The sequence below is a fragment of the Methylobacterium sp. J-078 genome (assembly GCF_022829285.1).
Classification (GTDB): Bacteria; Pseudomonadota; Alphaproteobacteria; order Rhizobiales; family Beijerinckiaceae; genus Methylobacterium.
The window spans coordinates 39663-61669 of sequence record NZ_JAKSYI010000062.1; the positions used below are offsets into that span (position 1 = coordinate 39663).

A 22007-nucleotide genomic window follows, 5' to 3' on the forward strand; every position below is an offset into this window, starting at 1 on the left:
GAAGGACAGGTCGCTGGAGCGAGACGTCATGAGTGCGCTATCGAAGCACGGGCCCTGGGCCCTGGTGGGAGCGTTGGGGGCAGCCGCCCTCGCCATCGTCGCCACGACCCGCGGCGAGACCGTGAATGCCCTCTGGATCGTGGTGGCGGCGGTCTGCGTCTACCTGATCGCCTACCGGTACTACTCGCTCTTCATCTCCCAGAAGGTCATGCGGCTCGACGACAATCGCCGCACCCCCGCCCACGTGCACAATGACGGGCTCGACTACGTTCCGACCAACCGCAACGTGCTGTTCGGCCACCACTTCGCCGCCATCGCGGGCGCCGGCCCCCTGGTGGGCCCCGTGCTCGCCGCGCAGATGGGCTACCTGCCGGGCCTGCTCTGGATCCTGGCCGGCGTGGTGCTGGCCGGCGCCGTACAGGACTTCATGGTCCTCTTCATCTCGATGCGCCGCGACGGCCGCTCGCTGGGCGAGCTGATCCGCGCCGAGCTCGGCACCATCCCGGGCGTGATCGCCCTGTTCGGCACCTTCATGATCATGGTGATCCTGCTGGCCGTGCTGGCGATGATCGTCGTGAAGGCCCTCGCCGAGAGCCCCTGGGGCACCTTCACCGTCGCGGCGACCATCCCGATCGCGATGCTGATGGGCCTCTATGCCCGCTACATCCGCCCGGGCAAGGTCGGCGAGGTCTCCATCATCGGCTTCGTGCTGCTGATGCTCGCCATCGTGTATGGCGGAAACGTCGCGGCCGATCCCTATTGGGGTCCCTTCTTCACCTTCACCGGCACGCAGCTGTGCTGGCTGCTGATCGGCTACGGCTTCGTCGCCTCGATCCTGCCGGTCTGGCTGCTGCTCGCTCCCCGCGACTACCTCTCGACCTTCCTCAAGATCGGCACGATCGTGGGCCTGGCGCTGGGCATCGCCTATGTCGCCCCGCACATGAAGATGCCGGCCGTGACCAAGTTCGTCGACGGCAGCGGGCCGGTCTGGGCCGGGTCGCTGTTCCCGTTCCTGTTCATTACCATCGCGTGCGGCGCGGTCTCGGGCTTCCACGCCCTGATCTCGTCCGGCACCAGCCCCAAGCTCATCGACCGTGAGTCGGACGCCCGCTTCATCGGCTACGGCGGCATGCTCATGGAGAGCTTCGTGGCCGTGATGGCGCTGGTTTCCGCCAGCGTCATCGAGCCGGGGATCTACTTCACCATGAACTCGCCGGCCGGTCTCGTCGGCACCACGCCGGAGAGCGCCGCCGCCGCGGTGACGAAGCTCGACCCCGCCTTCACGATCACGGCCGCTGAGATCGCCCAGACCGCCGTCGATGTCGGCGAGCACTCGATCATCTCCCGCGCCGGCGGCGCCCCGACCCTCGCGGTCGGCATGGCCCACATCATCTCCTCGGCCATCGGCGGCAAGACGATGATGGCGTTCTGGTACCACTTCGCCATCCTGTTCGAGGCCCTGTTCATCCTGACGGCCGTGGATGCGGGGACGCGGGCCGGCCGCTTCATGTTGCAGGACCTGCTCGGCCTCGTCTCGCCGCAGTTCAAGGACACCACGGCCTGGGCGCCCAGCATCCTGGCCACCGCTCTCTGTGTCGGCGCCTGGGGCTACTTCCTCTACCAGGGTGTCACCGATCCGCTCGGCGGCATCTACACCCTGTGGCCGCTGTTCGGCATCTCGAACCAGATGCTGGCGGCCGTCGCCCTGACGCTCGCCACCGTGGTGATCTTCAAGATGAAGCGCGAGCGCTACGCCTTCGTCACGATCATCCCCACCGTGTGGCTGTGCATCTGCACCCTCACCGCCGGCTGGCAGAAGATCTTCTCGGCCGACCCGAAGATCGGCTTCCTGTCGCATGCCGACCGCTTCTCGGCGGCGATCGCCGAGAACAAGGTGCTGGCGCCGGCCAAGAACATGGCCGACATGCACAAGATCGTCTTCAACGATCGGATTGACGCCGCCCTGGCCGTCCTGTTCGTCGGCCTCGTGCTTGCCATCGCCACCTTCGGCATCATGGCCTGCGTCAAGGCCTACCGGGCCGATCGCTGGACCGCCCTCGAGAGCGGCGGCCCCTCGGTCGTCCCCGCGGAGTAAGCACCATGGCGCTGTCGTCGGCCGAATTGCGGGACCGTCTCAGGACCTTCTCGAAATGCGTCTGCGACGGCGCCCGCCTCATGGTCGGACAGGGCGACTACGAGGCCTACGCCGCCCATATCCGCAAGACCCATGCGGACCAGGAGCCGATGACCGAGCGGGAGTTCTTCCGGAACCGGGAGAACGCCCGCTTCGGTGTCGGCAACCGCAGCGGGTTCCGCTGCTGCTAGAACACGCGCGCGACAGTCTTCGTCAGGCGATCTCCGACGTGATCGTGTCGGTGTGTCGCACGGATTCTTTATTCAAGGAGAAACAATCTCTCGTCATGGCTGATGCCGCGCGGCGCCCCGGCTCTGCGGCGGCACGACCTGTGCGACCGCCTCGAGGGTCGCGACGGAGACGGCATGGGGCTCGTTCAATACGCGCTGAAGTTCCGCATCACGATCTACGTGCTCGCCGTGCTGATGATGCTCGGCGGGGCGGCGGCGGTCGTGGTGGCGCCGAAGGACGTGCTGCCGAACGTCGATATCCCGGTCGTGGTGGTGGTGTGGACCTATAACGGTCTGTCGACCTCCGAGATGGAGCGTCGCATCACCACCTACGCCGAGTTCTCGCTCTCCAACAACGTCAACAACATCGCCCGCATGGAATCGACGACCCTCCAGGGCACGGCGATCCAGAAGATCTACTTCGACGGTTCGGTGAGCATCGATCTCGCCATCGCGCAGGTCGTCTCGGCGATGAACTCGATCCGCGCGACGATGCCACCCGGCGTGCAGCCGCCCATCGTCCTGCGCTTCTCGGCCTCCTCGGTGCCGGTGATCCAGCTCGCGCTCTCCTCCGACCGCGAGAGCCTCACCAAGGTCTTCGACTACGCCCAGTACCGCATCCGCCAGCGCCTGACCCAGGTGCCGGGCTCGACCCTGCCGTCGCCCTTCGGCGGCACGCCGCGCCAGATCATGGTCGACCTCGACCTGCACGCGCTCCAGGCGCTGGGGCTCACGGCGCTGGACGTCACCAACGCGGTGACGGCCCAGAACCTGACGATCCCCTCCGGCCTCGCCAAGATCGGCGAGCAGCAATACCCGGTGCAGCTAAACGCATCGCCGGAAGCCATCGACGCGCTGAACCAGATCCCCATCAAGGTGGTGGGCGGACAGCCGATCTTGGTGCGGGACGTCGCCAACGTCCGCGACGGCGGCCCGCCGCAGGTCAACATCGTGCGCGCCGACGGCCTGCACTCGGTGCTGATGCGCATCTTCAAGAACGGCACCGCCTCGACCCTGGACGTGGTCAACAACGTGAAGAAGGCGCTGCCGGACATCCAGGCCGCGGCCCCGGAGGGCATGAGCCTGAAGCCGCTGTTCGATCAGTCGGTCTTCGTCTCGGCCGCAATCGAGGGTGTGATCCACGAGGCGATCATCGCGGCGGGCCTCACGGGCCTCACCATTCTGCTGTTCCTCGGGTCCTGGCGCTCCACCATCGTGGTGCTGGTCTCGATCCCGCTCTCGATCCTGACCTCGCTGGCGATCCTGGCGGCGCTCGGCGAGACCATCAACGTGATGACGCTCGGCGGCCTGGCGCTGGCGGTCGGCATCCTCGTCGACGACGCCACCGTGGCGATCGAGAACACCTACCGGCTCTTCGAGGAGGGCGAGCCCTTCCGCAAGTCGGTGGTGGAGGGGGCGGCCGGCATCGCCAAGCCAGCGCTGATCTCGACCCTGTCGATCTGCGCCGCCTTCGTGTCGGTCTTCGCCCTGACCGATACGCCGAAGTACCTGTTCACCCCGCAGGCCCTCGCGGTCGTGTTCGCGATGCTGACCTCCTACGTCCTCTCGCGCACCCTGGTCCCGGTACTCATCGACGTGCTGGTCGCGCGGGAGTACGAGTCCAAGCACGGCGCGGGCGCCGAGCCGCCGCGCGGGCGGATCGCGCGGGCGCTGGGCTGGATCGCCGGTCCCGTCTTCCGGCTGGCCGGCTGGTTCCGGCACGGCTTCGAGGCCCGCTTCACGCGCTTCCACCGCAGCTATCTCGGCCTCCTGCACGTCGTCATCGCCCACCGGATCGTGACCCTCGTCCTCGTGGCGGCGGTGTTCGCCACCACGGCGGGCCTCTTCGTGTTCGTGGGCCGGGACTACTTCCCGCAGGTGGCCTCCAGCCAGATGACCCTGCACCTGCGGACCCGACCGGGCATGCGCATCGAGACGGCCGAGCAGGTCTTCGCCGAGGTCGAGAACGTGGTTCGCGAGGTGATCCCCGAGGGCGAGATCGACCAGATCCTCGACAATATCGGCCTGCCGGCGAACAACTACAATTTCGCGTTCTCAGACGGCTCGTTCGTTGCCTACAACGACGGCCAGATGCTCATCAACCTCAAGGAAGGTCACGGCCCGGTGGCGGACTACACCAAGCGCCTGCGCGAGGTGCTGCGCGAGCGCTTCCCCGACGTGGTGTTCTACTTCCAGCCCTCGGACATCATCACCCAGATCCTGAACTTCGGCACTCTGGCTCAGATCGACATCCAGGTCTCGGGCCGCAACACCGCCAAGGACCTGGAGGTCGCGCAGAACATCGTCCGCCGCCTCAAGGCCGTGCGGGGCGCCGTCGACGTGCACCTGCACCAGATCGTCGGCACGCCGCAATTCTTCGTGGACGTCGACCGCCGCCTCGCCTCGGAGCTCGGGTTGACCCAGCAGCAGATCGCGCAGGGGCTGAACGTCTCCCTCTCGGGCTCCTTCCAGGTGACACCGAACTTCTGGACCGATCCGAAGACCGGCATCCCCTATCAGCTCTGGGTGCAAACCCCGGAGTACCGCAACGACTCCCTGAGCGCGCTGCAGAACACGCCGCTCCTCGTCAACGGCGGTGCGGACGCGCCCGGCGTGCTGACCCTCCTGTCCAGCGTCTCGACCATGCGCCGCGAGGGGTCGCAGACGGTGATCAACCACGTCAACACGCAGCCGACCTTCAACATCTACGCCGCCGTGCAGGACAGTGACCTCGGCTCGGTGGCGAACGAGATCCGCCAGATCGTCGCCGACGAGCAGAAGGCGCTGCCGGCCCCCGACAAGATCACCGTGCGCGGCCAGATCGAGAACATGGAATCGGCCTTCTTCCGGCTCCAGGTCGGCCTCGCCATCGCCCTGGTGGCGGTCTACCTGCTGATGGCGGTGAACTTCCAGAGCTGGGGCGACCCGTTCGTAGTGCTGGCGGCCCTGCCGCTCGCTTTCTGCGGCATCGTCGCGAGCCTGTTCGTCACCGGCACGACCTTCTCGATTCCCTCGCTGTTCGGGGCGATCATGTCGGTGGGTATCGCCTCCGCGAACTCGATCCTGCTGGTGACCTTCGCCAAGGAGCACCGCGAGGCGACGGGCTGCGGGGCCGTCGAGGCGGCGCTGCTGGCGGGCGAGACCCGGCTTCGGCCGGTGCTGATGACCGCGAGCGCGATGTTCCTCGGCCTGATTCCGATGGCGCTGGGCACGGGCGAGGGCGGCGAGCAGAACGCGGCGCTGGCCCGCGCCGTCATGGGCGGCATCGCGGTGGGCACGCCCGCCACGCTGCTGTTCGTGCCCTTCCTCTACACCCTGCTCCGCCGGGGCGAGGTCAAGCCGCTGGAGGATTACGCGTGAGCCGGGACAGGGAGTTGGGCGTTGTCACGGGGCAAGGGCTTCGGCAGGGAATGGGACGACCGTGACACATCCGAAGCGTGATCCGTCCGACATCCCGCCGCCGCCCGGAAAGGCGCCGTTCCTGCTGGTCGCCGTGACGGCCCTCGGCCTCCTGGCCTGGGGCGGCTACGGGCAGATGCAGCGGCGGGCCGCCGCCGCCGAGACGCAGCGTAAGGTGAACAGCTTCGTGCCGACGCTGCGCACGGCCGCCGCCGAGCGCGCCGACAAGCCGATCGAGATCACCCTGCCGGGCCAGACCGACGCCTTCGCCAAGGCCGCCCTCTACGCGCGCGCCACCGGCTACATCGCCGAGCGCCGGGTCGATATCGGCAGCCGCGTCCGCCAGGGCGACATCCTTATGCGGATCGCCGCCCCCGACCTCGATCAGCAGCTGGCCCAGGCCGAGGCGCAGACGGGGCAGCTGGAGGCAGCCCTCCTTCAGGCGAAATCCATGGTCGACCAGGCCAAGGCCAACGTGAACCTCGCCAACGTCACCAACAACCGCACCACGACGCTCGCCGGGCAGGGCTGGGCCTCGAAGCAGAACGCCGACAACTCCCAGGCCAGCGTCCTGAGCCAGGCCGCGACCCTCGCCTCGGCGGAGGCGGGGGTGAAGGTGGCCCAGGCCAACATCAAGGCGCAGGCCGCCACCGTCGAGCGCCTGCGGGCGCTGACGGGCTTCAAGGACATCGTCGCCCCCTTCGACGGGGTCATCACGCAGCGCGGCGTCGATGTGGGCGACCTCGTCCACGCCGACGGCACCGGCACGGCCCTCCTGTCGATGGACCGCGACGACGTCCTGCGCGTCTCCGTCAACGTGCCCCAGAACGTCGCGGTGGGGGTCAAACCGGGCGTCGATGCCACGATCAAGGTGCCGCAGATGGCCGACAGGGCCTTCTCCGGCAAGGTCGCGCGCAGCTCCGTGGCGCTGCTCACCGCATCGCGCACCCTCACCACGCAGGTCGACGTGCCGAACAAGGACGGCGCCCTCCGGGCCGGCCTCTACGTCTACGTGACCTTCAAGGTGCCGCGCACCGAGCCGAACGTGGTCGTCCCGGCCGAGAGCCTTGTCTTCAACCAGCGCGGCACCCAGGTCGCGGTGTCGCGCGACGATGGCACAGTGGCGTGGCACAGCGTCAAGATCCGGCGCGATCTCGGAACGACGGTCGAACTGGGCCAGGGCCTGGAGGGCGGCGAGGAGATCGTGCTGAGCCCGCCCGCCGACCTGCGCGACGGCCAGAAGATCGAGCGACAGCCGCCGCCGGCGGACAACAAGCCGTTGAAATCGGCCGCGCGGTAGCCGTACCACCCGGTTGCGCCGATCGGCCACGGCGTGGACAAGGCGGTCCCGGCGCCCTCGCAGCCCGCAGCGGACCCCGCCATGACGGCCCAGACCCAGCCAGACCTCGCGGACAGCGCCCGCGCGGCCTCGATCGCGGCGGCCATCACCTGCGTGGCGGTGGTGGGCATCGGTCTCAGCCTGACGATCCCGCTTCTCTCCATCGAGATGGAGCGCATGGGCGCGTCGAGCACGGTGATCGGCATCAACACCGCGGTGGCGGGGCTAGCGGCCATCGTCACGGTGCCGTTCGTGCCGCGTCTGGCCGCGCGCATCGGGGTCGTGCGTCTGCTCCTCCTCGCCATCGCGGTCGGCGCCGCCTGCCTCGTGGCGTTCAAGCTCCTGCCGGGCCTCGCCTGGTGGTTCGCCCTGCGCTTCGTATTCTCGACGAGCCTCGGGGCGCTGTTCGTCCTGTCGGAATACTGGATCAACGCGGCGGCTCCACCCGAACGGCGCGGCCTCGTGATGGGCATCTACGCCACGGTCCTGGCGCTGGGCTTCGCGGTCGGCCCGGCGCTGCTGACGCTCCTGGGCACCCGAGGGTTCGGGCCCTACCTCGCCGGGGCGGCCCTCTTCCTCGCCGCGATGGTGCCGCTTCTCCTGGCGCGCCGGCTCTCACCGGTGCTCGGGCCGGGCCGAACCCGCTCCTTCGCGGCCTACCTGCGCCTCGCGCCCGCCGCCGCCCTCGCGGCCCTGACCTACGGCGCCGTGGAGACGGGGGGCTTCGCGATCCTGCCCCTCTACGGGTTGCGCTTGGGCTACGACGCCGAGACCGCGGCGGGTCTCGTCAGCGCGCTGGCACTGGGTAACGTCCTGTTCCAGATCCCGTTCGGCTGGCTTGCCGACCGGATGGACCGTCGCCGCGTCCTGCTGATGGTGGGCCTCGGAGGCGCCCTCGGATCGAGCCTGATCCCCCTGGCGTCCGCTTCGTTTCCCGCGCTGCTGGTCCTGCTGTTCCTGTGGGGCGGCATCGCCGGCACCCTCTACACCGTGGGCCTCGCCCATCTCGGTGCGACGGTGCGGGGGCCGGAGCTCGCGGGCGCCAACGCAGCCTTCGTGGTGCTCTACAATGTCGGGCTGATGCTCGGGCCGCCGATCATCGGCGGGGGCATGGATCTGCTCCCGCCGCAGGGCTTCGCCTACAGCCTCTGCCTCCTCTTCCTCGCCTATGCGGGGGTCGTGGGCGTGCGCCTCGTTCAGCGGCCCCGTGCGTGAGGCGCCTTGACGAATCCCGGCGATTGGGGCAATCACGGGCCGGTATTCAGCCGGCCATCGCCGGCCCTTTTGCGTTTCGCTGATGCGGAATGCCGCGATCACAGGAGCGCCGCGTCCATGGCCAAGGCCGTCACCGTTAAAGTCAAGCTGATCTCGACCGCCGATACGGGCTACTTCTACGTCACGAAGAAGAACTCCCGCACGCAGACCGAGAAGCTGTCCATGAAGAAGTACGACCCCGTCGTGCGCAAGCACGTCGACTTCAAGGAAACCAAGATCAAGTAAGTCCAGCGGCGCGCCTGCCGCGTCGCACCGGCCGTCGGGCCGCTTCTCCGGGAGGAGGGGCGGCCTTTTCGTTGTTCAGGGGTCCTCGGAACGGCCCGGCGCTCGATATGACGTCGGGTTCGGCGATGCAGGGCCGAACGTCTCCTCGCGCGGGATCACTCCATGGCTGACGATTTGGCCCATTCCTACGACGTCGACCTGTTCGTCATCGGCGGCGGCTCCGGGGGCGTGCGCGCCGCGCGGATCGCGGCCGGCCACGGCGCGCGCGTGCAGCTCGCCGAGGAGTACCGGGTCGGCGGCACCTGCGTGATCCGGGGCTGCGTGCCCAAGAAGCTGATGGTCTATGCCGGGCGCTTCGCCGACGAGTTCGCGGATGCGGCGGGCTTCGGCTGGGATGTGCCCGCGCCGCGCTTCGATTGGCGCGTGCTGAAGGCGCGCCGCGACGCCGAGGTGGCCCGGTTGGAGGGGATCTACGACACCAACCTCGGCAAGGCGGGCGTCACCGTCGTGGCCGATCGCGCGGTGATCGAGGACGCCCATACGGTGCGGCTGGTCGGCCAGGACAAGCGCGTGACCGCCCGTTTCATCCTCATCGCGGTGGGCGCCGAGCCGGTCAAGGAGCCGCTGATCCCAGGCGCAGAACTCGCGATCACCTCGAACGAGGTGTTCGAGCTCGAGACCCTGCCGGAGCGGATCCTCGTGGTCGGCGGCGGCTACATCGCGGTGGAGTTCGCCGGGGTGTTCGCGCATCTGGGCGCGCGCATCACCTTGCTGCATCGGGGCGACAAGCTCCTGCGCGGCTTCGACGAGGAGGTGCGCGACGCCCTCGACGCGGCCTACGCACACCGCATGGACCTGCGCCTCAACCGGATGGTGGAGCGCCTGGACAAGGTGGAGAACGGCATCCGCGCGACCCTCGACGACGGCACGACCCTGGAGGTCGACCAGGTTCTGACCGCCACCGGCCGGCGCCCCAAGATCGCCGGCCTCGGGCTGGAGGCCGTCGGCATCGAGGCGGATGCCCGGGGGGCGATCCCCGTCGACGCGTATTCACGGACGAAGGTCCCGTCGATCTACGCTGTCGGCGACGTCACCGACCGCGCGGCCCTCACGCCGATCGCCATCCGCGAGGGCCATGCCTTCGCCGACACGGTGTTCGGGAACAAGCCCTGGTGCGTCGATCACGGCCTCATCCCGACCGCCGTGTTCTCGACGCCCGAGATCGGCGTCGTCGGCCACAACGAGGACGTGGCGCGCCGGCATTTCGGCGCCATCGACGTCTACCGCTCCAGCTTCCGCCCCATGAAGGCGACCCTCTCGGGGCGCGACGAGCGGTTGCTGATGAAGGTGATCGTCGACTGCGCCAGCGACCGCGTGGTCGGCGTGCACGTGGTCGGGCACGATGCCGGCGAGATCATCCAGGCGGTCGGCATCGCCGTGACCATGGGCGCCACGAAGGCGGATTTCGACCGCACCATCGCGGTCCACCCGACGGCCGGGGAAGAACTCGTCACCATGCGCAGCCCCGTCGTGACGAAGCACCCGGTCGGCGTCGGCTAGGCACGGACGTGCTCCGGGGCCGCTTCACCCCGGCGGCCACTTGAAATCGTCGGCCCGGCCGGGCTGGGGCAGTGGGGCCGCCCCCCGCATCAGCGCGCGCTCCACCGTGCCGGACGGGTCGGTGTCGCGCGGGCGTCCGCTCACCAGCGTGCCGCCGGGCGTCACCTCGGCGCGGCCGAGGGGCACCACGGGGCCGGCGAGGGGCTTGACCGGCAGGGCCGGGATGCCGGGCGGCTCTGGCAGGCTCGGGAGCATGGCGGTGATCTGGCGGTCGATCGAGGCCGCGTCGTCGAGCTTGGGCGCCTCGCCCGGCTGGACCGGCGGCGGCGCGGTGGCGATGGCCGGGACCGCGGCCGGCGCGGTCGGCCCCGTGCCCATCATGCGCTTCAGCTCGACATCGGCGAAATGCGCCATCTTGCGCGCGCCGGCCTTGGTGAAATGCACGCCGTCGGCGGTGCGCAGCTTCGCGTCCTGCCCTTCCAGGTCGGGACCGGTGGCGGTGTAGCGGTTGCGGTCGTCGACGAAGGCCGGCCAGATGTCCACGTAGGTCTGCCCGGCCCTCGCCACGCGCTCGCGAAAGATCTCGTTGATGGCCGCGATGTCCTTGGACAGAGATTCGCTGCGCATCGGCGGGGCGCCGACCCAGATCACCGGCACCTTCTGGTCCGAGAAGACCTTGATCAGGGCGTCCACGCGCTCGGCGTAGACGGCGCGCCAGCGATCGCCGAGGGGCTCCAGGGTCTGGTCGCCCTCGCGAATGGGCTGGCGGTCGTTCGCGCCGAGCATGACGAGGGCATAGCTGGTCTTCGGATTGGCCTTCAGGAACTCCTCGGCGGCTTTGGGCCAATCGACCACGTCCTTGCGCACGAGGCCGCTATCGGCCTTCGAGCGATCGACGACGCCGATCTCGGCATTGTCCTCGAAGACGTTGGAGAGGCCGCTGCCGAGATGGCCCGCCAGGGTGTCGCCGAACACCGCGATCCGCGTGGTCGGCTCCGCCTTCGGCACGACGGGTTTCGGCTGGGCGACGGCGGGCACCGGGCGCGGCCGGCGGCGCGGCGGCCGCGCCTCCTCGCGGGACCCGCGCGGGTCGTCCGCGTAGGAGCGGGTGCGCGGCGCCTGCGGGCGGGCGCTCGGCACCGGCGCGGGCTGGGCCTGCTGCGGACGGTCTTCCCACGGCCAGTAGAACTGCCGGGGCGCTTCCTGCGGCGGCGGCGCGTAGCGACGGGCCGCTGAGCGCCCGCCGTACCCGCCGTCGTCGCGATAATAGTCGCGGGCGCGGCGGCGCGGGGAATCATAATCGCCGCCCCGGGGTGCGTCGTAGGAATCGCCCCATTGCGCGCGGGCGGGATCGCCCGCCGCGAACACGGCGAGAACGCCCGCGAGGGCACACAGCGTCAGGAAACACCGGGCCGCGCGTGCTGCCGGCAAGGTCATGGAACGCCTCACGCTTCTGACCGGCGAGCCGATCGATGCCACCACCTTAGACGACGACGCGGCACAGGTCTAAAGGTTGCCCCCGAGGCGGGCCAGCAGGGCGGGCGTCGCGTAGCCGTCCGCCGGAAGGCCCTCGGCGATCTGGAACTGCCGCACGGCCTCCCGCAGCTTCGGTCCGGCCCGGCCGTCTGCCTCGCCCGCATAGAGGCCGCGCGCCGACAGGGCCGCCTGCAGGGCCTGGAGGCCCGCCTTGTCCAGGCGCGGGGCCTTGATGGGCCAGGGCGCGGAGAGCGCGGGCGCGCCGGCCAGCCTGTCGGCGAGGTGGCCGACGGCGAGGGCGTAGGAATCCGACGTGTTGTAGGCCCGCACGACCTCGAAATTGTCGGTGATGAGGAAGACCGGGCCGCCGAGTGCCCCGGGCAGGAACAGGCTGGCGTTGCCCGCCCCCGGCAGCGCCTTGCCGTCGGTGCGGCGCACACCGCGCCGGGCGAAGTCCGAGAGGTTGCCGCGATACCGGCCGAGATCGAAGTCGCGGGGCAGGGCGACCTCGTAGCCCCAGGACAGGGCGGGGTTCCAGCCCAGCGTCTTCAGGTAGGTGCCGATCGAGGCCAGGGCATCGGCCTGCGAACCCCAGATGTCGCGGTGCTCGTCGCCGTCGAAATCCACCGCGTGGGCGAGGAAGCTCGAGGGCAGGAACTGCACCTGTCCCATGGCGCCCGCCCAGGAGCCCTTCATGCGCTCGGGCGTGATGTCGCCGCGCTGAAGGATCGCGAGGGCGGCCAGGAGTTCGTCGCGGAACAGGGTGCCGCGGAACCGGGCCTCCGCCAGGGTCGCCAGGGCGCGGATGGTCGAGACCGTGCCGCCGCTGGCCCCGAAATCCGATTCGACGCCCCAGATCGCCAGCACCATCCAGCGCGGCACGCCGGTGCGCGCCTCGATGGCGGCGAGCGTCGTCGCGAGCCGCGCGGCCTGGGCCTGTCCCCGGGCGATCCGGGCGGGTGAGACCGCACCCACGAGGTAGTCCCAGACCGGGCGCCCGAACTCGCCCTGCCGGCGCGTGCGGGCCAGGATGTCGGGATCGGGCCCAGCGATCCCCGCGAAGGCGGCGTCGAAGGTGGCTCGCGAGATCCCGCGCGCCTCGGCCTCCGGCCGCAGGGCTTCGACGAAGGCCGTGAAGCGCGCCGTCACCTCGGGCGTCGCCGCGGCCGCAGGAGCCTTGGCGGATTGTGGGGCGGCCCCGGCCGGCGCCCCGAGCCCGATCGCGCCGGCCAGGACCAGGGCCGGGAGAAGCCTCACGTGCGGTTGCGCCGGGTCAGGGCCTCTTCCCAGGCGAAGGCCTGCGCGACGATCGCATCGAGATCGTCGTTCTTCGGCGACCAGCCGAGGTCGCGGATGCGCTGGGCCTCGGCGATGATCTGGGCCGGGTCCCCGGGCCGGCGCGGCGACAGCCGGACCTCGAAATCCCGGCCGGAGACGCGCTTGACCACCTCGATCACCTCCAGAACCGAGTAGCCCCGGCCGTAGCCGCAATTCAGGGTCAGGCTCTCGCCGCCGGAGCGCAGGTGGCTCAGGGCCACGCGGTGGGCCTCGGCGAGGTCGGAGACCTGGATGTAGTCGCGCAGGCACGATCCGTCCCGGGTAGGGTAATCGGTGCCGAACACCTCGAGATGCGTGCGCTGGCCGAGGGCTGCCTGGGTCGCCACCTTGATGAGGTGCGTGGCGTTCGGGGTCGACTGCCCGGTGCGTCCGCGCGGGTCGGCCCCCGCCACGTTGAAGTAGCGCAGGATCACGTAGGAGAAGCCGTGCGCCTTGGCAGCGTCCGCGATCATCCATTCGCTCATCAGCTTCGAGCGGCCGTAAGGGTTGATCGGCGCGGGCAGGAGGTTCTCCGGCACCGGCACGGTCTCGGGCTCGCCGTAAACGGCGGCGGTGGAGGAGAAGATCACGTGCTTGACCCCGCAGCGCACCGCCGTCTCGATCAGCGCGCGGGTCTTCACCGTGTTGGCGAGGTAGTAGTGCAGGGGATCGGCCACCGAGTCCGGCACGACGATCCGCGCGGCGAAATGCGCGATCGCGTCGATGCGATTCTGGAGGATGATTTCGGTCACGAGGGACTGGTCGGCGACGTCGCCCACGACCAGCCGGACTTCGGGCGGCAGGGCCCAGTCGAAGCCCGTCGAGAGGTCGTCGAGAACCACCACCTCCTCATGGCCGGCATCCAGCAGGGCCAGAACCATGTGGCTGCCGATATAGCCGGCCCCGCCCGTCACCAGAACCGCCATCAGACCCGCTCCCCAATCGTACCATCGCCGATATATCGGAAAACCGGCTTCTCGGTTATGCCCGTCCGGTCGATGGCGATGCCGTCCGGGTTTAAGCGCGGCTGCATTGAAGGTTCGTCAATCCCTTCCGGGTTCTTCTCACTTTCCTCGTTACCGGGTCCCGCTCGATGAAACCGATTCGCAAGGCCGTCCTGCCCGTCGCCGGCTTGGGCACACGCTTCCTCCCGGCCACCAAGGCCGTGCCGAAGGAGATGCTCACCGTGGTCGACCGGCCCGTGGTGCAGCACGTCGTCGACGAGGCCCGCGAAGCCGGCATCGAGCACTTCATCTTCGTGACCGGTCGCGGCAAGGCGGTGATCGAGGACCATTTCGACGTCGCCTTCGAGCTCGACCGGATGCTGCAGGAGCGCGGCAAGACCGCGGCCTACGAGGAACTCAAGCGCGATCTGCCGGCCGCCGGCCAGACCAGCTTTACCCGCCAGCAGGCCCCCCTCGGCCTCGGACACGCGGTCTGGTGCGCGCGCGAGATCGTGGGCGACGAGCCCTTCGCGGTGCTGCTGCCCGACATGCTCAGCCGCGGCTGCATGCAGCAGATGCTCTCGGCCTACGAGCGCCATGGCGGCAACGTGATCGCCGTCGAGGAGGTGAAGCCCGAGGAGACCCACCAGTACGGGATCGTCGGCGTCGGCCAGACCTTCGGCCAGACCTTCGAGATCGACGGCATGGTGGAGAAGCCCAAGGCCGGCACCGCGCCGTCGAACTTCATCATTTCCGGGCGCTACATCCTGCAGCCCGAGATCTTCGACATCCTCTCGGCCGGCGAGACCGGCGCGGGCGGCGAGATCCAGCTCACCGACGCGATGATCAAGCTCGCCAAGGATCAGAAGTTCTTCGGCATGCACTACCAGGGCCGGACCTACGACACCGGATCGAAGCTCGGCTTCCTGACCGCGAACATCGCCTACGCGCTGGAGCGCAAGGACCTCGCCGAAGCCCTGAAGGCCGAGATCGCCCAGCTTCTCAAGGACCATTGAGCGCCCCCCCCCGGGGCGAGCGCCCACGGGGCGACGAAACCGGGCGCCGGCGCAGCGATGCGCCGGGCGCGCGGGTGGCATGCCAGAAAAGTGCGGGAGCCGGTACGCGACGCCCTTGCGTTTTGTGCGTCGCAGCTTAGGTTGTGCATTGCGGGATCGCGATGGCGTCGCGGTTCGGCAGCCCTTCTTGGGCGTTTCCTCCCTAGACTTCGGGCCGCTCTTCGGAGCGGCCTTTTTTTGTCTCAACCCACGCCTAGGCTGCCGGGGACGGGGGGCACGGTATGGAAGACGGGACGACGGCCGCGAGCGCGGCGCGGCTCTGGCCACCTTTGGCGCGCTTCATCGCAGCGGAGGCGCGCGTCGGGGCCTGGGCGCAGGCGCGGGGGCCCTGGGTCGCCGGGAGCTACGAGTTTCTGCGCTTCGGGATCAAGCAGGGTTGGGCCTGTCTGTTCGGCGGCCTGCTCTGCGCGGCCCTGATCGGGAGCTACCTGTTCTATCCGCCCGATGCCGCCCTGAGCCGCTACGACGCGCTCACCCTGGCGGCCATCGCCATCCAGGCCGGGCTGCTCCTCGCGCGGATGGAGACCTGGGAGGAGGCGAAGATCATCGCCCTCTATCACGTCGTCGGCACGGTGATGGAGATCTTCAAGACCAGCGTCGGATCGTGGATCTACCCGGAGGCGAGCCTCCTGCGGATCGCGGGCGTGCCCCTCTTCACGGGCTTCATGTATGCCAGCGTCGGGTCATACATCGCGCGCGTCTGGCGCCTGTTCGATTTCCGGTTCGCGCACCATCCGCGCCTGCGCTTCACCTTGCCGCTGGCCGGGGCGATCTACCTGAACTTCTTCAGTCACCACGTCGTCTGGGACATGCGGATCGTGCTGTTCGCGGCGACCGCGCTGTTGTTCGGCCGAACCTGGGTGTATTTCAAGGTCTGGCAGGTCCACCGCCGGATGCCGCTGCTGCTGGGCTTTTGCCTCGTGGCGGTGTTCATCTGGATTGCCGAGAACATCGGCACCTACACCCGGGTCTGGCTCTATCCGGCGCAGGTGGCCGGCTGGGCCCCGGTGCCGTGGCAGAAATTCGGGTCGTGGTTCCTGCTGATGATCGTCTCGTACGTGCTGGTGACGCTCGTGAGCCGGCCGCGGGAGTTCCGGCGGTCGGCTCGCGAAGCGTGCGGCGCCGGGACGGCACCGACCTGCGGGCTTCAGTTGAGGTAGGTCCGGATCCAGTTCGGGGACAGGACTTCGCCGTCCTCGGTGATGATCCAGGGCTGCTTGGCCGGGTCCGCGAGGGCGCCGGCCGCGGCCTCGATGGCCTCGCGCAGGGTGCGATAACGCGCGGGCTGGGCCAGGGGAGCCGGGACCGGAGCGGTACGCCAGATCGTGAGATCGGCGGGACGTTCCAGGGCTTGGGTTTCCATGAGTCTCATTCCTTCGATCGTGGGCGTGGGTCCCCGCGATGCCGTCGTTCGGCCGAAAATCTTTAGGATCTCGAACCTGAACGTTTGCTGCAGGGCACCATTCGGGAGAAAGGAAGCATCACTAAGGCAACTTTGCGGTCGATTCAGGCACGGCCGAAATCATCGTCCGAGCCTGAACCATCCTCGTCTCATGCACGCACCAGCATTGCTGATGAGCGCGCAGAATATGGCTGCTTTTGGACGCTTCCCCCTGATACTTCGACGTATAGGCGCTGATGCAATGCGCCGGTTTTATCTTCGGCCATTGCGGGCTTCGGTGTGCTGACGCACCCCCTTCCCGCTGCGGGACCGGTCCAGTTGAAGGACATTGCGTCACCGACCAGTTAATGCGCACGCGGTGCGATACGGTTTTCGCAGCATGGTGAAGGGGATGCCACATGTCCGACCGGTACCCGGCCCCTCGGTCGCCGGATCGCTTCCTGAGGTGGGCGGCCGGAGCGGCGCTGGTCCTGCTCGCGCTCTACGTGGCGCAGCCCTACGTGAACGGCTTCCTCTATGCCGCGCAGACCCCGCGCGCCGTCACGGCGCGGGGTGACCTCGCGCCCGCCGAGACGGCGACGGTGGATCTGTTCGCCCAGGCCAGCCCCTCGGTGGTGCACGTCTTCGCGCAGGCGGCCGCGCAGGGGCGGGCCCTGATGGGCGTCGAGGGCGAGGGGGCTGAGCAGGGCAACGGCTCGCAGACGGGCACGGGCTTCATCTGGGATGCGGCCGGGCACGTGGTGACCAACAACCACGTGGTCGCGGCGGCCGTGCAGAGTGGCGGCTCCATCGCCGTGCGCCTCTCCTCCGGCGAAGTCGTCTCCGCCAGCGTGGTGGGCACCGCGCCGAGCTACGACCTCGCGGTCCTGCGCCTCGGCCGCACCGGCGCGGCCCTGCGGCCCCTGGCGCTGGGCACCTCCGCCGACCTCAAGGTCGGGCAATCGACCTACGCCATCGGCAACCCGTTCGGCCTCGACCACACCCTGACCACGGGCGTGATCAGCGCCCTCCAGCGCCGCCTGCCCACGGGGGAGGGGCGCGAGCTCTCGGGCGTCATCCAGACAGACGCGGCGATCAACCCCGGCAATTCCGGCGGTCCCCTGCTCGATTCCGCCGGGCGCCTGATCGGCGTGAACACCGCGATCTACTCGCCCTCCGGCAGCAGCGCGGGCATCGGCTTCGCGATTCCCGTCGACGTGGTGAACCGGGTCGTGCCGGAACTCATCCGGAACGGGCGGACCCGCAATCCCGGGATCGGTATCATCGCCGGACAGGAAGCCACCGCCGCCCGCCTCGGCATCGACGGCGTCGTGATCCTGCGCGTCCTGCGGGGCTCGCCGGCCGCCGCCGCCGGCCTGCGCGGCGTCGATCCGCAGACCGGCGAGATCGGCGACATCATCGTGGGCGCCGGGAACCGCCCCGTCCACCGCCTCGCCGACCTGACCGCGGCGATGGAGGCGGCCGGCCTCGGCGCGGCGGTGGACCTGATGGTAGAGCGCGACGGCCGGACCCGCCGGGTCCGGGTCACCACCACCGACGTCGCGGAGACGCGCCTCTGACCCGGCCGCCTCGTCAGGGGCGGTCAGGGCCGCTAAGGCTCGCGATCGAACTTCGAAAGCACCGCATGGTCTTCCAGCGTCACGTCCTCCTCGCCCTCCTGTGTCTCGGCGCCCTCGTCCCCCGAGCGGCCGGAGCCGGCGAGCGCCCTGTGCCGCCGCGCCTCTGTCCCGAGGATGCACCCGAGGGGGTGCGCCTGCCGCCCCGGCCGGATTGTGGCACCGGAACGCGGCGCCCGGCCGCGCCGGCGCGCGGCGTCCACGACCTCGGCGGGGTGCAACTGCGCGTCGGCGGTCGCGTGAGCGCCGAGTACGGCGTCGGCCGATGACGATCCTCGCGGGCGGCCTCGCCCTCCTCATCCTGTGGTGGTTCGGCCGGGATGCCCTGCGCCGCTATCCGTCGCTCAGCACCCGCCTGATCCGGCAGGTCGGGGGCTACGCCGCCCTCGCGGCGGCAGCCCTGTTCCTCGTCCGGGGTCGGATCGAATTCGCGGTCCTGCTCGCGGCCGGCGCGATCTGGCTGCTGGAGGGCTCCGCCGGCCTGCGGCGGCGGGGCCAGGCGCTGGCGGCGCGCTACGATCCGCGCCGGCTCTCCGGAGCCACCATCCGCTTCGACGCGGACGGGGAGGGGGTGGTACTCGCTGGCCCCTACGCGGGCCAGTCCCTGCGGACGATTCCCCTGTCCGGACTCCTCGCCCTGTTCGGGCGCAACCCCGACACGGCCCGCCGGCTAGAGGCGTATCTGGACCGCCGGCACCCCGGCTGGCGTGTAGACGCTCAGGCTGATGCCGACCCGCGGCCGCGCCGCCCGCCGGACCCAGGGGCGATGACGGAGCAGGAGGCCTATCAGATCCTGGGGCTTGAGCGCGGGGCGACCCTGGAGCAGATCCGGGTGGCCCACAGGGCGTTGATGAAGCGCCTGCATCCCGACCAGGGAGGCACGGCCGAGCAGGCGGCCCGCGTCAACGCGGCCCGTGACAGGCTTAACAACCGACATCGCTGATACTCCACGCGCGTTGCCAGACAGGGGTTTGGTCGATTCGCGCCCCCCCGGCGAAACGCACCGGGCGTGGACGAAGGCCCCGTCGGGGGCCGGATCACCCGCGTTCGCGGGGGCTCTAGCTCCGGGTGGCGAAGCAGCTGAAGCCGCTGCGCTTCAGGGCGTTGCAGGCATCCTGCGCCGTGTCCTGCTCGGCGAAGCCCGAGAAGCGGGCTCGGAACAGGGTGGCGCCGCCATGCTCGACCTTCACCGTGTAGGGCGCGGCCTTGGCGAGGGCGCCGCTGGCCCGGCTGCGGGCCTCGGCCAGCATCGACTTGGCCTTGTCCTCGTCGTCCATGGCGCCGAGCTGGATCACCCAGGCGGTCGGAGTGATCCGGGCGCCCGAGACGGGCTTGGGCGCCTCGGCGCGGGGGCCGTCGACGGAGGCGAGGCGCGCATCGGTCTTGGAGCCGGGGAAGGGGGCCTGCCCGCCGGTCGACGCGTAGGCCTGGGCGGAGCCCGGGAGCGTCCCCGAGCGGTACTTCATGCCGGCGCTGCCGGGGGTCGTCGTCGCGGTGCGGGCCGGGGTGATGTCGAGGGGCTGGCCACCACGGACCGTCGAGGCCGTCGTCTCGACGTCTTCGTCGTCCGCCGAGGCGACCTGGGTGCGGGTGCGGGACGCGCCGTCGGCCACCACCGCCGGACGGGCGCGCTCGGCGACCTCGATCGCCGCCGGGGTCTGGCGGGCGCCCGCATAGGCCCGCGGCAGGGACTGGCGCACGAGATCGGCCATGATCCGGTCGCGGCTGGCGCCGGACTTGCCGCCCAGCACGATCGCGACGATCTGGCGGTCGTCGAGGCGGGCCGCCGTCATCAGGTTGAAGCCGGAATCGCGGGTGTAGCCCGTCTTGATGCCGTCGACGCCCTGGACGTTGCCGAGGAGGCGGTTGTGGTTGCCGATGACGCGGCCCCGGAAGGCGAAGGAGCGCGTCTGGAAGTAGCGGTAGTAGCGCGGGAAGCGGTCCTGGATCGCCCGGGCCAGCACGGTGAGGTCGCGCGCCGTGGTGATCTGGTCGGCGTCGGGCAGGCCGGAGGCGTTGGCGTAGTTGGTGCGCGTCATGCCCAGGGCCTTGGCCTTCTGGGTCATCATCTCGGCGAAGCGCGGCTCGGAGCCGGCGATGTTCTCGCCGATGGCGCAGGCCACGTCGTTGGCGGACTTCGTCACGATCGCCTTGATCGCGTCCTCCACCGCGATGGTGGAGCCGGGACGCAGTCCGAGCTTGGAGGGCGCCTGCGCGGCGGCGAAGGACGAGATCGTGAGCGGCGACTCGAGGGTGAAGCGACCCCGCTCCAGCTGCTCGAACAGCATGTAGAGGGTCATCACCTTGGTGATGGAGGCGGGATGGCGCAGCGAATCCTCGTTGATCGCGTGCAGCGTCTTGCCCGTCTTCACGTCCACCACCATGGCCGCGTAGGGGGGGTTGTAGCCGCCGCCCCCGCCACCGCGATGGTGGTGCCCGCGCCGCGCCTCGGCCGGGGAGGCCAGGGCCGTCAGGACCGCCGCCGCCGCGATGGCGGCCGACAACGCAGGCACCCGGCCGACGCGGGGAGTATGGCTACGCATCACGACTCACTGCCTCGACATGCACGGCCCGAGACGACCGGCTTGCACTGCAACATCTGGGCGGAGGGCTCCGCGTCGCCGCCGTGCCCCCGCAACATCTGTCAATCAGGCTAGGTCGACGCAGTTACGGCCGGGTTAATGGCTGGCCGGCAATTTATCGCGATACCGGCCCATATTGCAGTGCAATATACGTCTTGACGTTTCGTGTTGCATCGCACACTTATGGGGGACGAGCCGCATTCGGCTTCGCGGGCATCTGCCCGATCGACAGGGACGCCCCGACGAGGGCGCAGAGGAGCACCCGATGACCCAGATGTTCGAGAAGGCCGCCGAGATCAACAAGACCGGGATGGCCAAGCTGATGAAGACCGTCTCCACGGTCTCCAAGACCAACCAGACCGCCGGGATCGAGTGGGCGGATTTCGCCAAGGAATCCTATGCCGCCGGCAGCGAGACCATGAAGAAGCTGGCCGGCGCGCGCACGCTGCAGGCCGCCATGGAGATCCAGGGCGCCTACCTGAAGGCCTCCTTCGAGCGCCTGCAGAGCCAGGCGAAGGTGATGAGCGACCTGTACCAGGGCCTCGCCAAGGACGTCGGCGCCCCGCTGGCCGGTGACACCGCGACCTTCGATCCGAAGGCCTTCTTCGACACCAAGACCTTCTTCGATCCCAAGGCGTTCTTCGACACCAAGACGTTCTTCGATCCCAAGGCCTTCTTCGACGCCAAGAACTTTCCGAAGTTCCCGGCCGTGACCGCGCCGAAGCTGGCGGCCTGATCCGGCGGCGGCAGCGGGCCTCCGGCCCGCCCCGCCATCCCTTGCGACGAAACCCCGAGGCGGCCCCGCGCGAGACATCGCGCGGGGCCGGTCGCGTTTCCGGGACCAGGCCGGTCCGGAGGGGTCGGACAAGTGCGCGCAGCCGACTGGCGAAGCGGCCGATCGCTCTATAGATTGCTGACGATGCGAGCGCGCCTCGCCGGCGCGACCCGCGGACCAGCAGCTTCACGAGCAGCATGCCGCACCATGGGGTCGATGCGATTCAGATGACCGACGTCCTGCTACGGGGCAGCGAATCAGCGCGCGCGGACGGCCCCGAGACTTCCCTCCCGAACCGCCATGGTTCACCGGCGCGCGCCGCCGACGACCCCCGCGAACCGGGGGGCAACGATGATGGCCGCTCCGGCACGGCGATCATCACCCGGACCAAGCCGAAGACCAAGCGACCGAGCCTCTACAGGGTTCTCTTGCTGAACGACGACTACACGCCGATGGAATTCGTCGTGCATGTCGTCGAGAAATTCTTCAACAAGTCGCAGGAAGACGCCTACCAGATCATGATGCACGTGCACCACAACGGTGTCGGCGAATGCGGGGTCTTCACCTACGAGGTCGCGGAGACCAAGGTGACGCAGGTGATGGACTTCGCCCGCAAACACCAACATCCTCTCCAGTGCGTTATGGAAAAGAAATAGG

Annotated in this window: 19 protein-coding genes; 14 read left to right on the top strand and 5 right to left on the bottom strand. The window is 69.5% G+C overall.

Annotated features, from left to right (window positions below):
• The first annotated feature begins 28 nt into the window (after nucleotides 1–28).
• From MKK58_RS09550 to gor, 7 genes are all read left to right on the top strand, one after another.
• Nucleotides 29–2095 carry a carbon starvation CstA family protein gene (locus MKK58_RS09550; protein ID WP_243911853.1) on the top strand — a complete coding sequence of 689 codons (2067 nt, stop codon included), beginning with the start codon at nucleotides 29–31 and terminating at the stop codon, nucleotides 2093–2095.
• Nucleotides 2096–2100: 5 nt separating this feature from the next.
• The gene (locus tag MKK58_RS09555; protein ID WP_243911854.1) at nucleotides 2101–2325 is read left to right on the top strand and encodes a YbdD/YjiX family protein; all 225 of its coding nucleotides are present in this window, start codon (nucleotides 2101–2103) and stop codon (nucleotides 2323–2325) included.
• Nucleotides 2326–2499: 174 nt separating this feature from the next.
• Nucleotides 2500–5724 (top strand): efflux RND transporter permease subunit, encoded by a 3225-nt coding sequence (locus MKK58_RS09560; protein ID WP_243911855.1) that lies wholly within the window; start codon nucleotides 2500–2502, stop codon nucleotides 5722–5724.
• 61 nt (nucleotides 5725–5785) lie between these two features.
• Nucleotides 5786–7063 (top strand): efflux RND transporter periplasmic adaptor subunit, encoded by a 1278-nt coding sequence (locus MKK58_RS09565; protein ID WP_243911856.1) that lies wholly within the window; start codon nucleotides 5786–5788, stop codon nucleotides 7061–7063.
• An 81-nt stretch (nucleotides 7064–7144) separates the two neighbouring features.
• Nucleotides 7145–8317, top strand: coding sequence for an MFS transporter (locus tag MKK58_RS09570; RefSeq protein WP_243911857.1), 1173 nt, complete (start codon nucleotides 7145–7147; stop codon nucleotides 8315–8317).
• A gap of 117 nt (nucleotides 8318–8434) precedes the next feature.
• Nucleotides 8435–8602, top strand: a complete 168-nt coding sequence (gene rpmG, locus MKK58_RS09575; RefSeq protein ID WP_018044575.1) for a 50S ribosomal protein L33 — start codon at nucleotides 8435–8437, stop codon at nucleotides 8600–8602.
• A gap of 162 nt (nucleotides 8603–8764) precedes the next feature.
• The gene (gene gor / locus MKK58_RS09580) at nucleotides 8765–10162 is read left to right on the top strand and encodes a glutathione-disulfide reductase (RefSeq protein ID WP_243911858.1); all 1398 of its coding nucleotides are present in this window, start codon (nucleotides 8765–8767) and stop codon (nucleotides 10160–10162) included.
• A gap of 24 nt (nucleotides 10163–10186) precedes the next feature.
• Here the strand turns inward: gor and MKK58_RS09585 are convergent, their stop codons facing one another.
• From MKK58_RS09585 to galE, 3 genes are all read right to left on the bottom strand, one after another.
• Complete coding sequence (locus tag MKK58_RS09585; RefSeq protein ID WP_243911859.1) at nucleotides 10187–11599, bottom strand: DUF459 domain-containing protein; 1413 nt, start codon at nucleotides 11597–11599, stop codon at nucleotides 10187–10189.
• Between the two features lie 69 nt (nucleotides 11600–11668).
• Nucleotides 11669–12787: a lytic murein transglycosylase gene (locus MKK58_RS09590; protein ID WP_243911920.1), complete on the bottom strand. Its 1119-nt coding sequence runs from the start codon at nucleotides 12785–12787 to the stop codon at nucleotides 11669–11671.
• A 104-nt stretch (nucleotides 12788–12891) separates the two neighbouring features.
• Nucleotides 12892–13881, bottom strand: coding sequence for a UDP-glucose 4-epimerase GalE (gene galE, locus MKK58_RS09595; RefSeq protein WP_243911860.1), 990 nt, complete (start codon nucleotides 13879–13881; stop codon nucleotides 12892–12894).
• A gap of 167 nt (nucleotides 13882–14048) precedes the next feature.
• On the opposite strand from galE, the gene galU reads away from it, so the two are divergent.
• Together galU and MKK58_RS09605 are read left to right on the top strand one after the other, a co-directional pair.
• On the top strand, nucleotides 14049–14915 hold the full coding sequence (galU, locus tag MKK58_RS09600; RefSeq protein ID WP_243911861.1) for a UTP--glucose-1-phosphate uridylyltransferase GalU: 867 nt from the start codon (nucleotides 14049–14051) through the stop codon (nucleotides 14913–14915).
• 281 nt (nucleotides 14916–15196) lie between these two features.
• Complete coding sequence (locus MKK58_RS09605; RefSeq protein ID WP_243911862.1) at nucleotides 15197–16135, top strand: DUF817 domain-containing protein; 939 nt, start codon at nucleotides 15197–15199, stop codon at nucleotides 16133–16135.
• Here the strand turns inward: MKK58_RS09605 and MKK58_RS09610 are convergent.
• Nucleotides 16123–16338, bottom strand: coding sequence for a hypothetical protein (locus MKK58_RS09610; protein WP_243911863.1), 216 nt, complete (start codon nucleotides 16336–16338; stop codon nucleotides 16123–16125). The genes MKK58_RS09605 and MKK58_RS09610 overlap by 13 nt on opposite strands.
• Before the next feature lie 437 nt (nucleotides 16339–16775).
• Between MKK58_RS09610 and MKK58_RS09615 the strand changes: the two genes are divergently transcribed.
• From MKK58_RS09615 to MKK58_RS09625, 3 genes are all read left to right on the top strand, one after another.
• Nucleotides 16776–17936: a S1C family serine protease gene (locus tag MKK58_RS09615; RefSeq protein WP_243911864.1), complete on the top strand. Its 1161-nt coding sequence runs from the start codon at nucleotides 16776–16778 to the stop codon at nucleotides 17934–17936.
• A gap of 65 nt (nucleotides 17937–18001) precedes the next feature.
• Complete coding sequence (locus MKK58_RS09620) at nucleotides 18002–18262, top strand: hypothetical protein (RefSeq protein ID WP_243911865.1); 261 nt, start codon at nucleotides 18002–18004, stop codon at nucleotides 18260–18262.
• The gene (locus MKK58_RS09625; protein WP_243911866.1) at nucleotides 18259–18936 is read left to right on the top strand and encodes a J domain-containing protein; all 678 of its coding nucleotides are present in this window, start codon (nucleotides 18259–18261) and stop codon (nucleotides 18934–18936) included. Before MKK58_RS09620 ends, MKK58_RS09625 begins: the two co-directional genes overlap by 4 nt.
• 115 nt (nucleotides 18937–19051) lie before the next feature.
• Here the strand turns inward: MKK58_RS09625 and MKK58_RS09630 are convergent, their stop codons facing one another.
• Nucleotides 19052–20536 (bottom strand): D-alanyl-D-alanine carboxypeptidase, encoded by a 1485-nt coding sequence (locus MKK58_RS09630; protein ID WP_243911867.1) that lies wholly within the window; start codon nucleotides 20534–20536, stop codon nucleotides 19052–19054.
• Nucleotides 20537–20840: 304 nt separating this feature from the next.
• On the opposite strand from MKK58_RS09630, the gene MKK58_RS09635 reads away from it, so the two are divergent.
• Together MKK58_RS09635 and clpS are read left to right on the top strand one after the other, a co-directional pair.
• Complete coding sequence (locus MKK58_RS09635) at nucleotides 20841–21311, top strand: phasin family protein (protein ID WP_243911868.1); 471 nt, start codon at nucleotides 20841–20843, stop codon at nucleotides 21309–21311.
• Nucleotides 21312–21577: 266 nt separating this feature from the next.
• Entirely contained in the window at nucleotides 21578–22006 is a 429-nt protein-coding gene (clpS, locus tag MKK58_RS09640) for an ATP-dependent Clp protease adapter ClpS (protein WP_243911869.1), read from the top strand.
• Nucleotide 22007: the final 1 nt, after the last annotated feature.

Coding starts and splice junctions, on each gene's coding strand:
- MKK58_RS09550 (WP_243911853.1), top strand. CDS start 29: ATGAGTGCGCTATCGAAGCACGGGCCCTGGGCCCTGGTGGGAGCGTTG.
- MKK58_RS09555 (WP_243911854.1), top strand. CDS start 2,101: ATGGCGCTGTCGTCGGCCGAATTGCGGGACCGTCTCAGGACCTTCTCG.
- MKK58_RS09560 (WP_243911855.1), top strand. CDS start 2,500: ATGGGGCTCGTTCAATACGCGCTGAAGTTCCGCATCACGATCTACGTG.
- MKK58_RS09570 (WP_243911857.1), top strand. CDS start 7,145: ATGACGGCCCAGACCCAGCCAGACCTCGCGGACAGCGCCCGCGCGGCC.
- rpmG (WP_018044575.1), top strand. CDS start 8,435: ATGGCCAAGGCCGTCACCGTTAAAGTCAAGCTGATCTCGACCGCCGAT.
- gor (WP_243911858.1), top strand. CDS start 8,765: ATGGCTGACGATTTGGCCCATTCCTACGACGTCGACCTGTTCGTCATC.
- MKK58_RS09585 (WP_243911859.1), bottom strand. CDS start 11,599: ATGACCTTGCCGGCAGCACGCGCGGCCCGGTGTTTCCTGACGCTGTGT.
- galE (WP_243911860.1), bottom strand. CDS start 13,881: ATGGCGGTTCTGGTGACGGGCGGGGCCGGCTATATCGGCAGCCACATG.
- galU (WP_243911861.1), top strand. CDS start 14,049: ATGAAACCGATTCGCAAGGCCGTCCTGCCCGTCGCCGGCTTGGGCACA.
- MKK58_RS09605 (WP_243911862.1), top strand. CDS start 15,197: ATGGAAGACGGGACGACGGCCGCGAGCGCGGCGCGGCTCTGGCCACCT.
- MKK58_RS09610 (WP_243911863.1), bottom strand. CDS start 16,338: ATGGAAACCCAAGCCCTGGAACGTCCCGCCGATCTCACGATCTGGCGT.
- MKK58_RS09615 (WP_243911864.1), top strand. CDS start 16,776: ATGTCCGACCGGTACCCGGCCCCTCGGTCGCCGGATCGCTTCCTGAGG.
- MKK58_RS09620 (WP_243911865.1), top strand. CDS start 18,002: ATGGTCTTCCAGCGTCACGTCCTCCTCGCCCTCCTGTGTCTCGGCGCC.
- MKK58_RS09625 (WP_243911866.1), top strand. CDS start 18,259: ATGACGATCCTCGCGGGCGGCCTCGCCCTCCTCATCCTGTGGTGGTTC.
- MKK58_RS09630 (WP_243911867.1), bottom strand. CDS start 20,536: ATGCGTAGCCATACTCCCCGCGTCGGCCGGGTGCCTGCGTTGTCGGCC.
- MKK58_RS09635 (WP_243911868.1), top strand. CDS start 20,841: ATGACCCAGATGTTCGAGAAGGCCGCCGAGATCAACAAGACCGGGATG.
- clpS (WP_243911869.1), top strand. CDS start 21,578: ATGACCGACGTCCTGCTACGGGGCAGCGAATCAGCGCGCGCGGACGGC.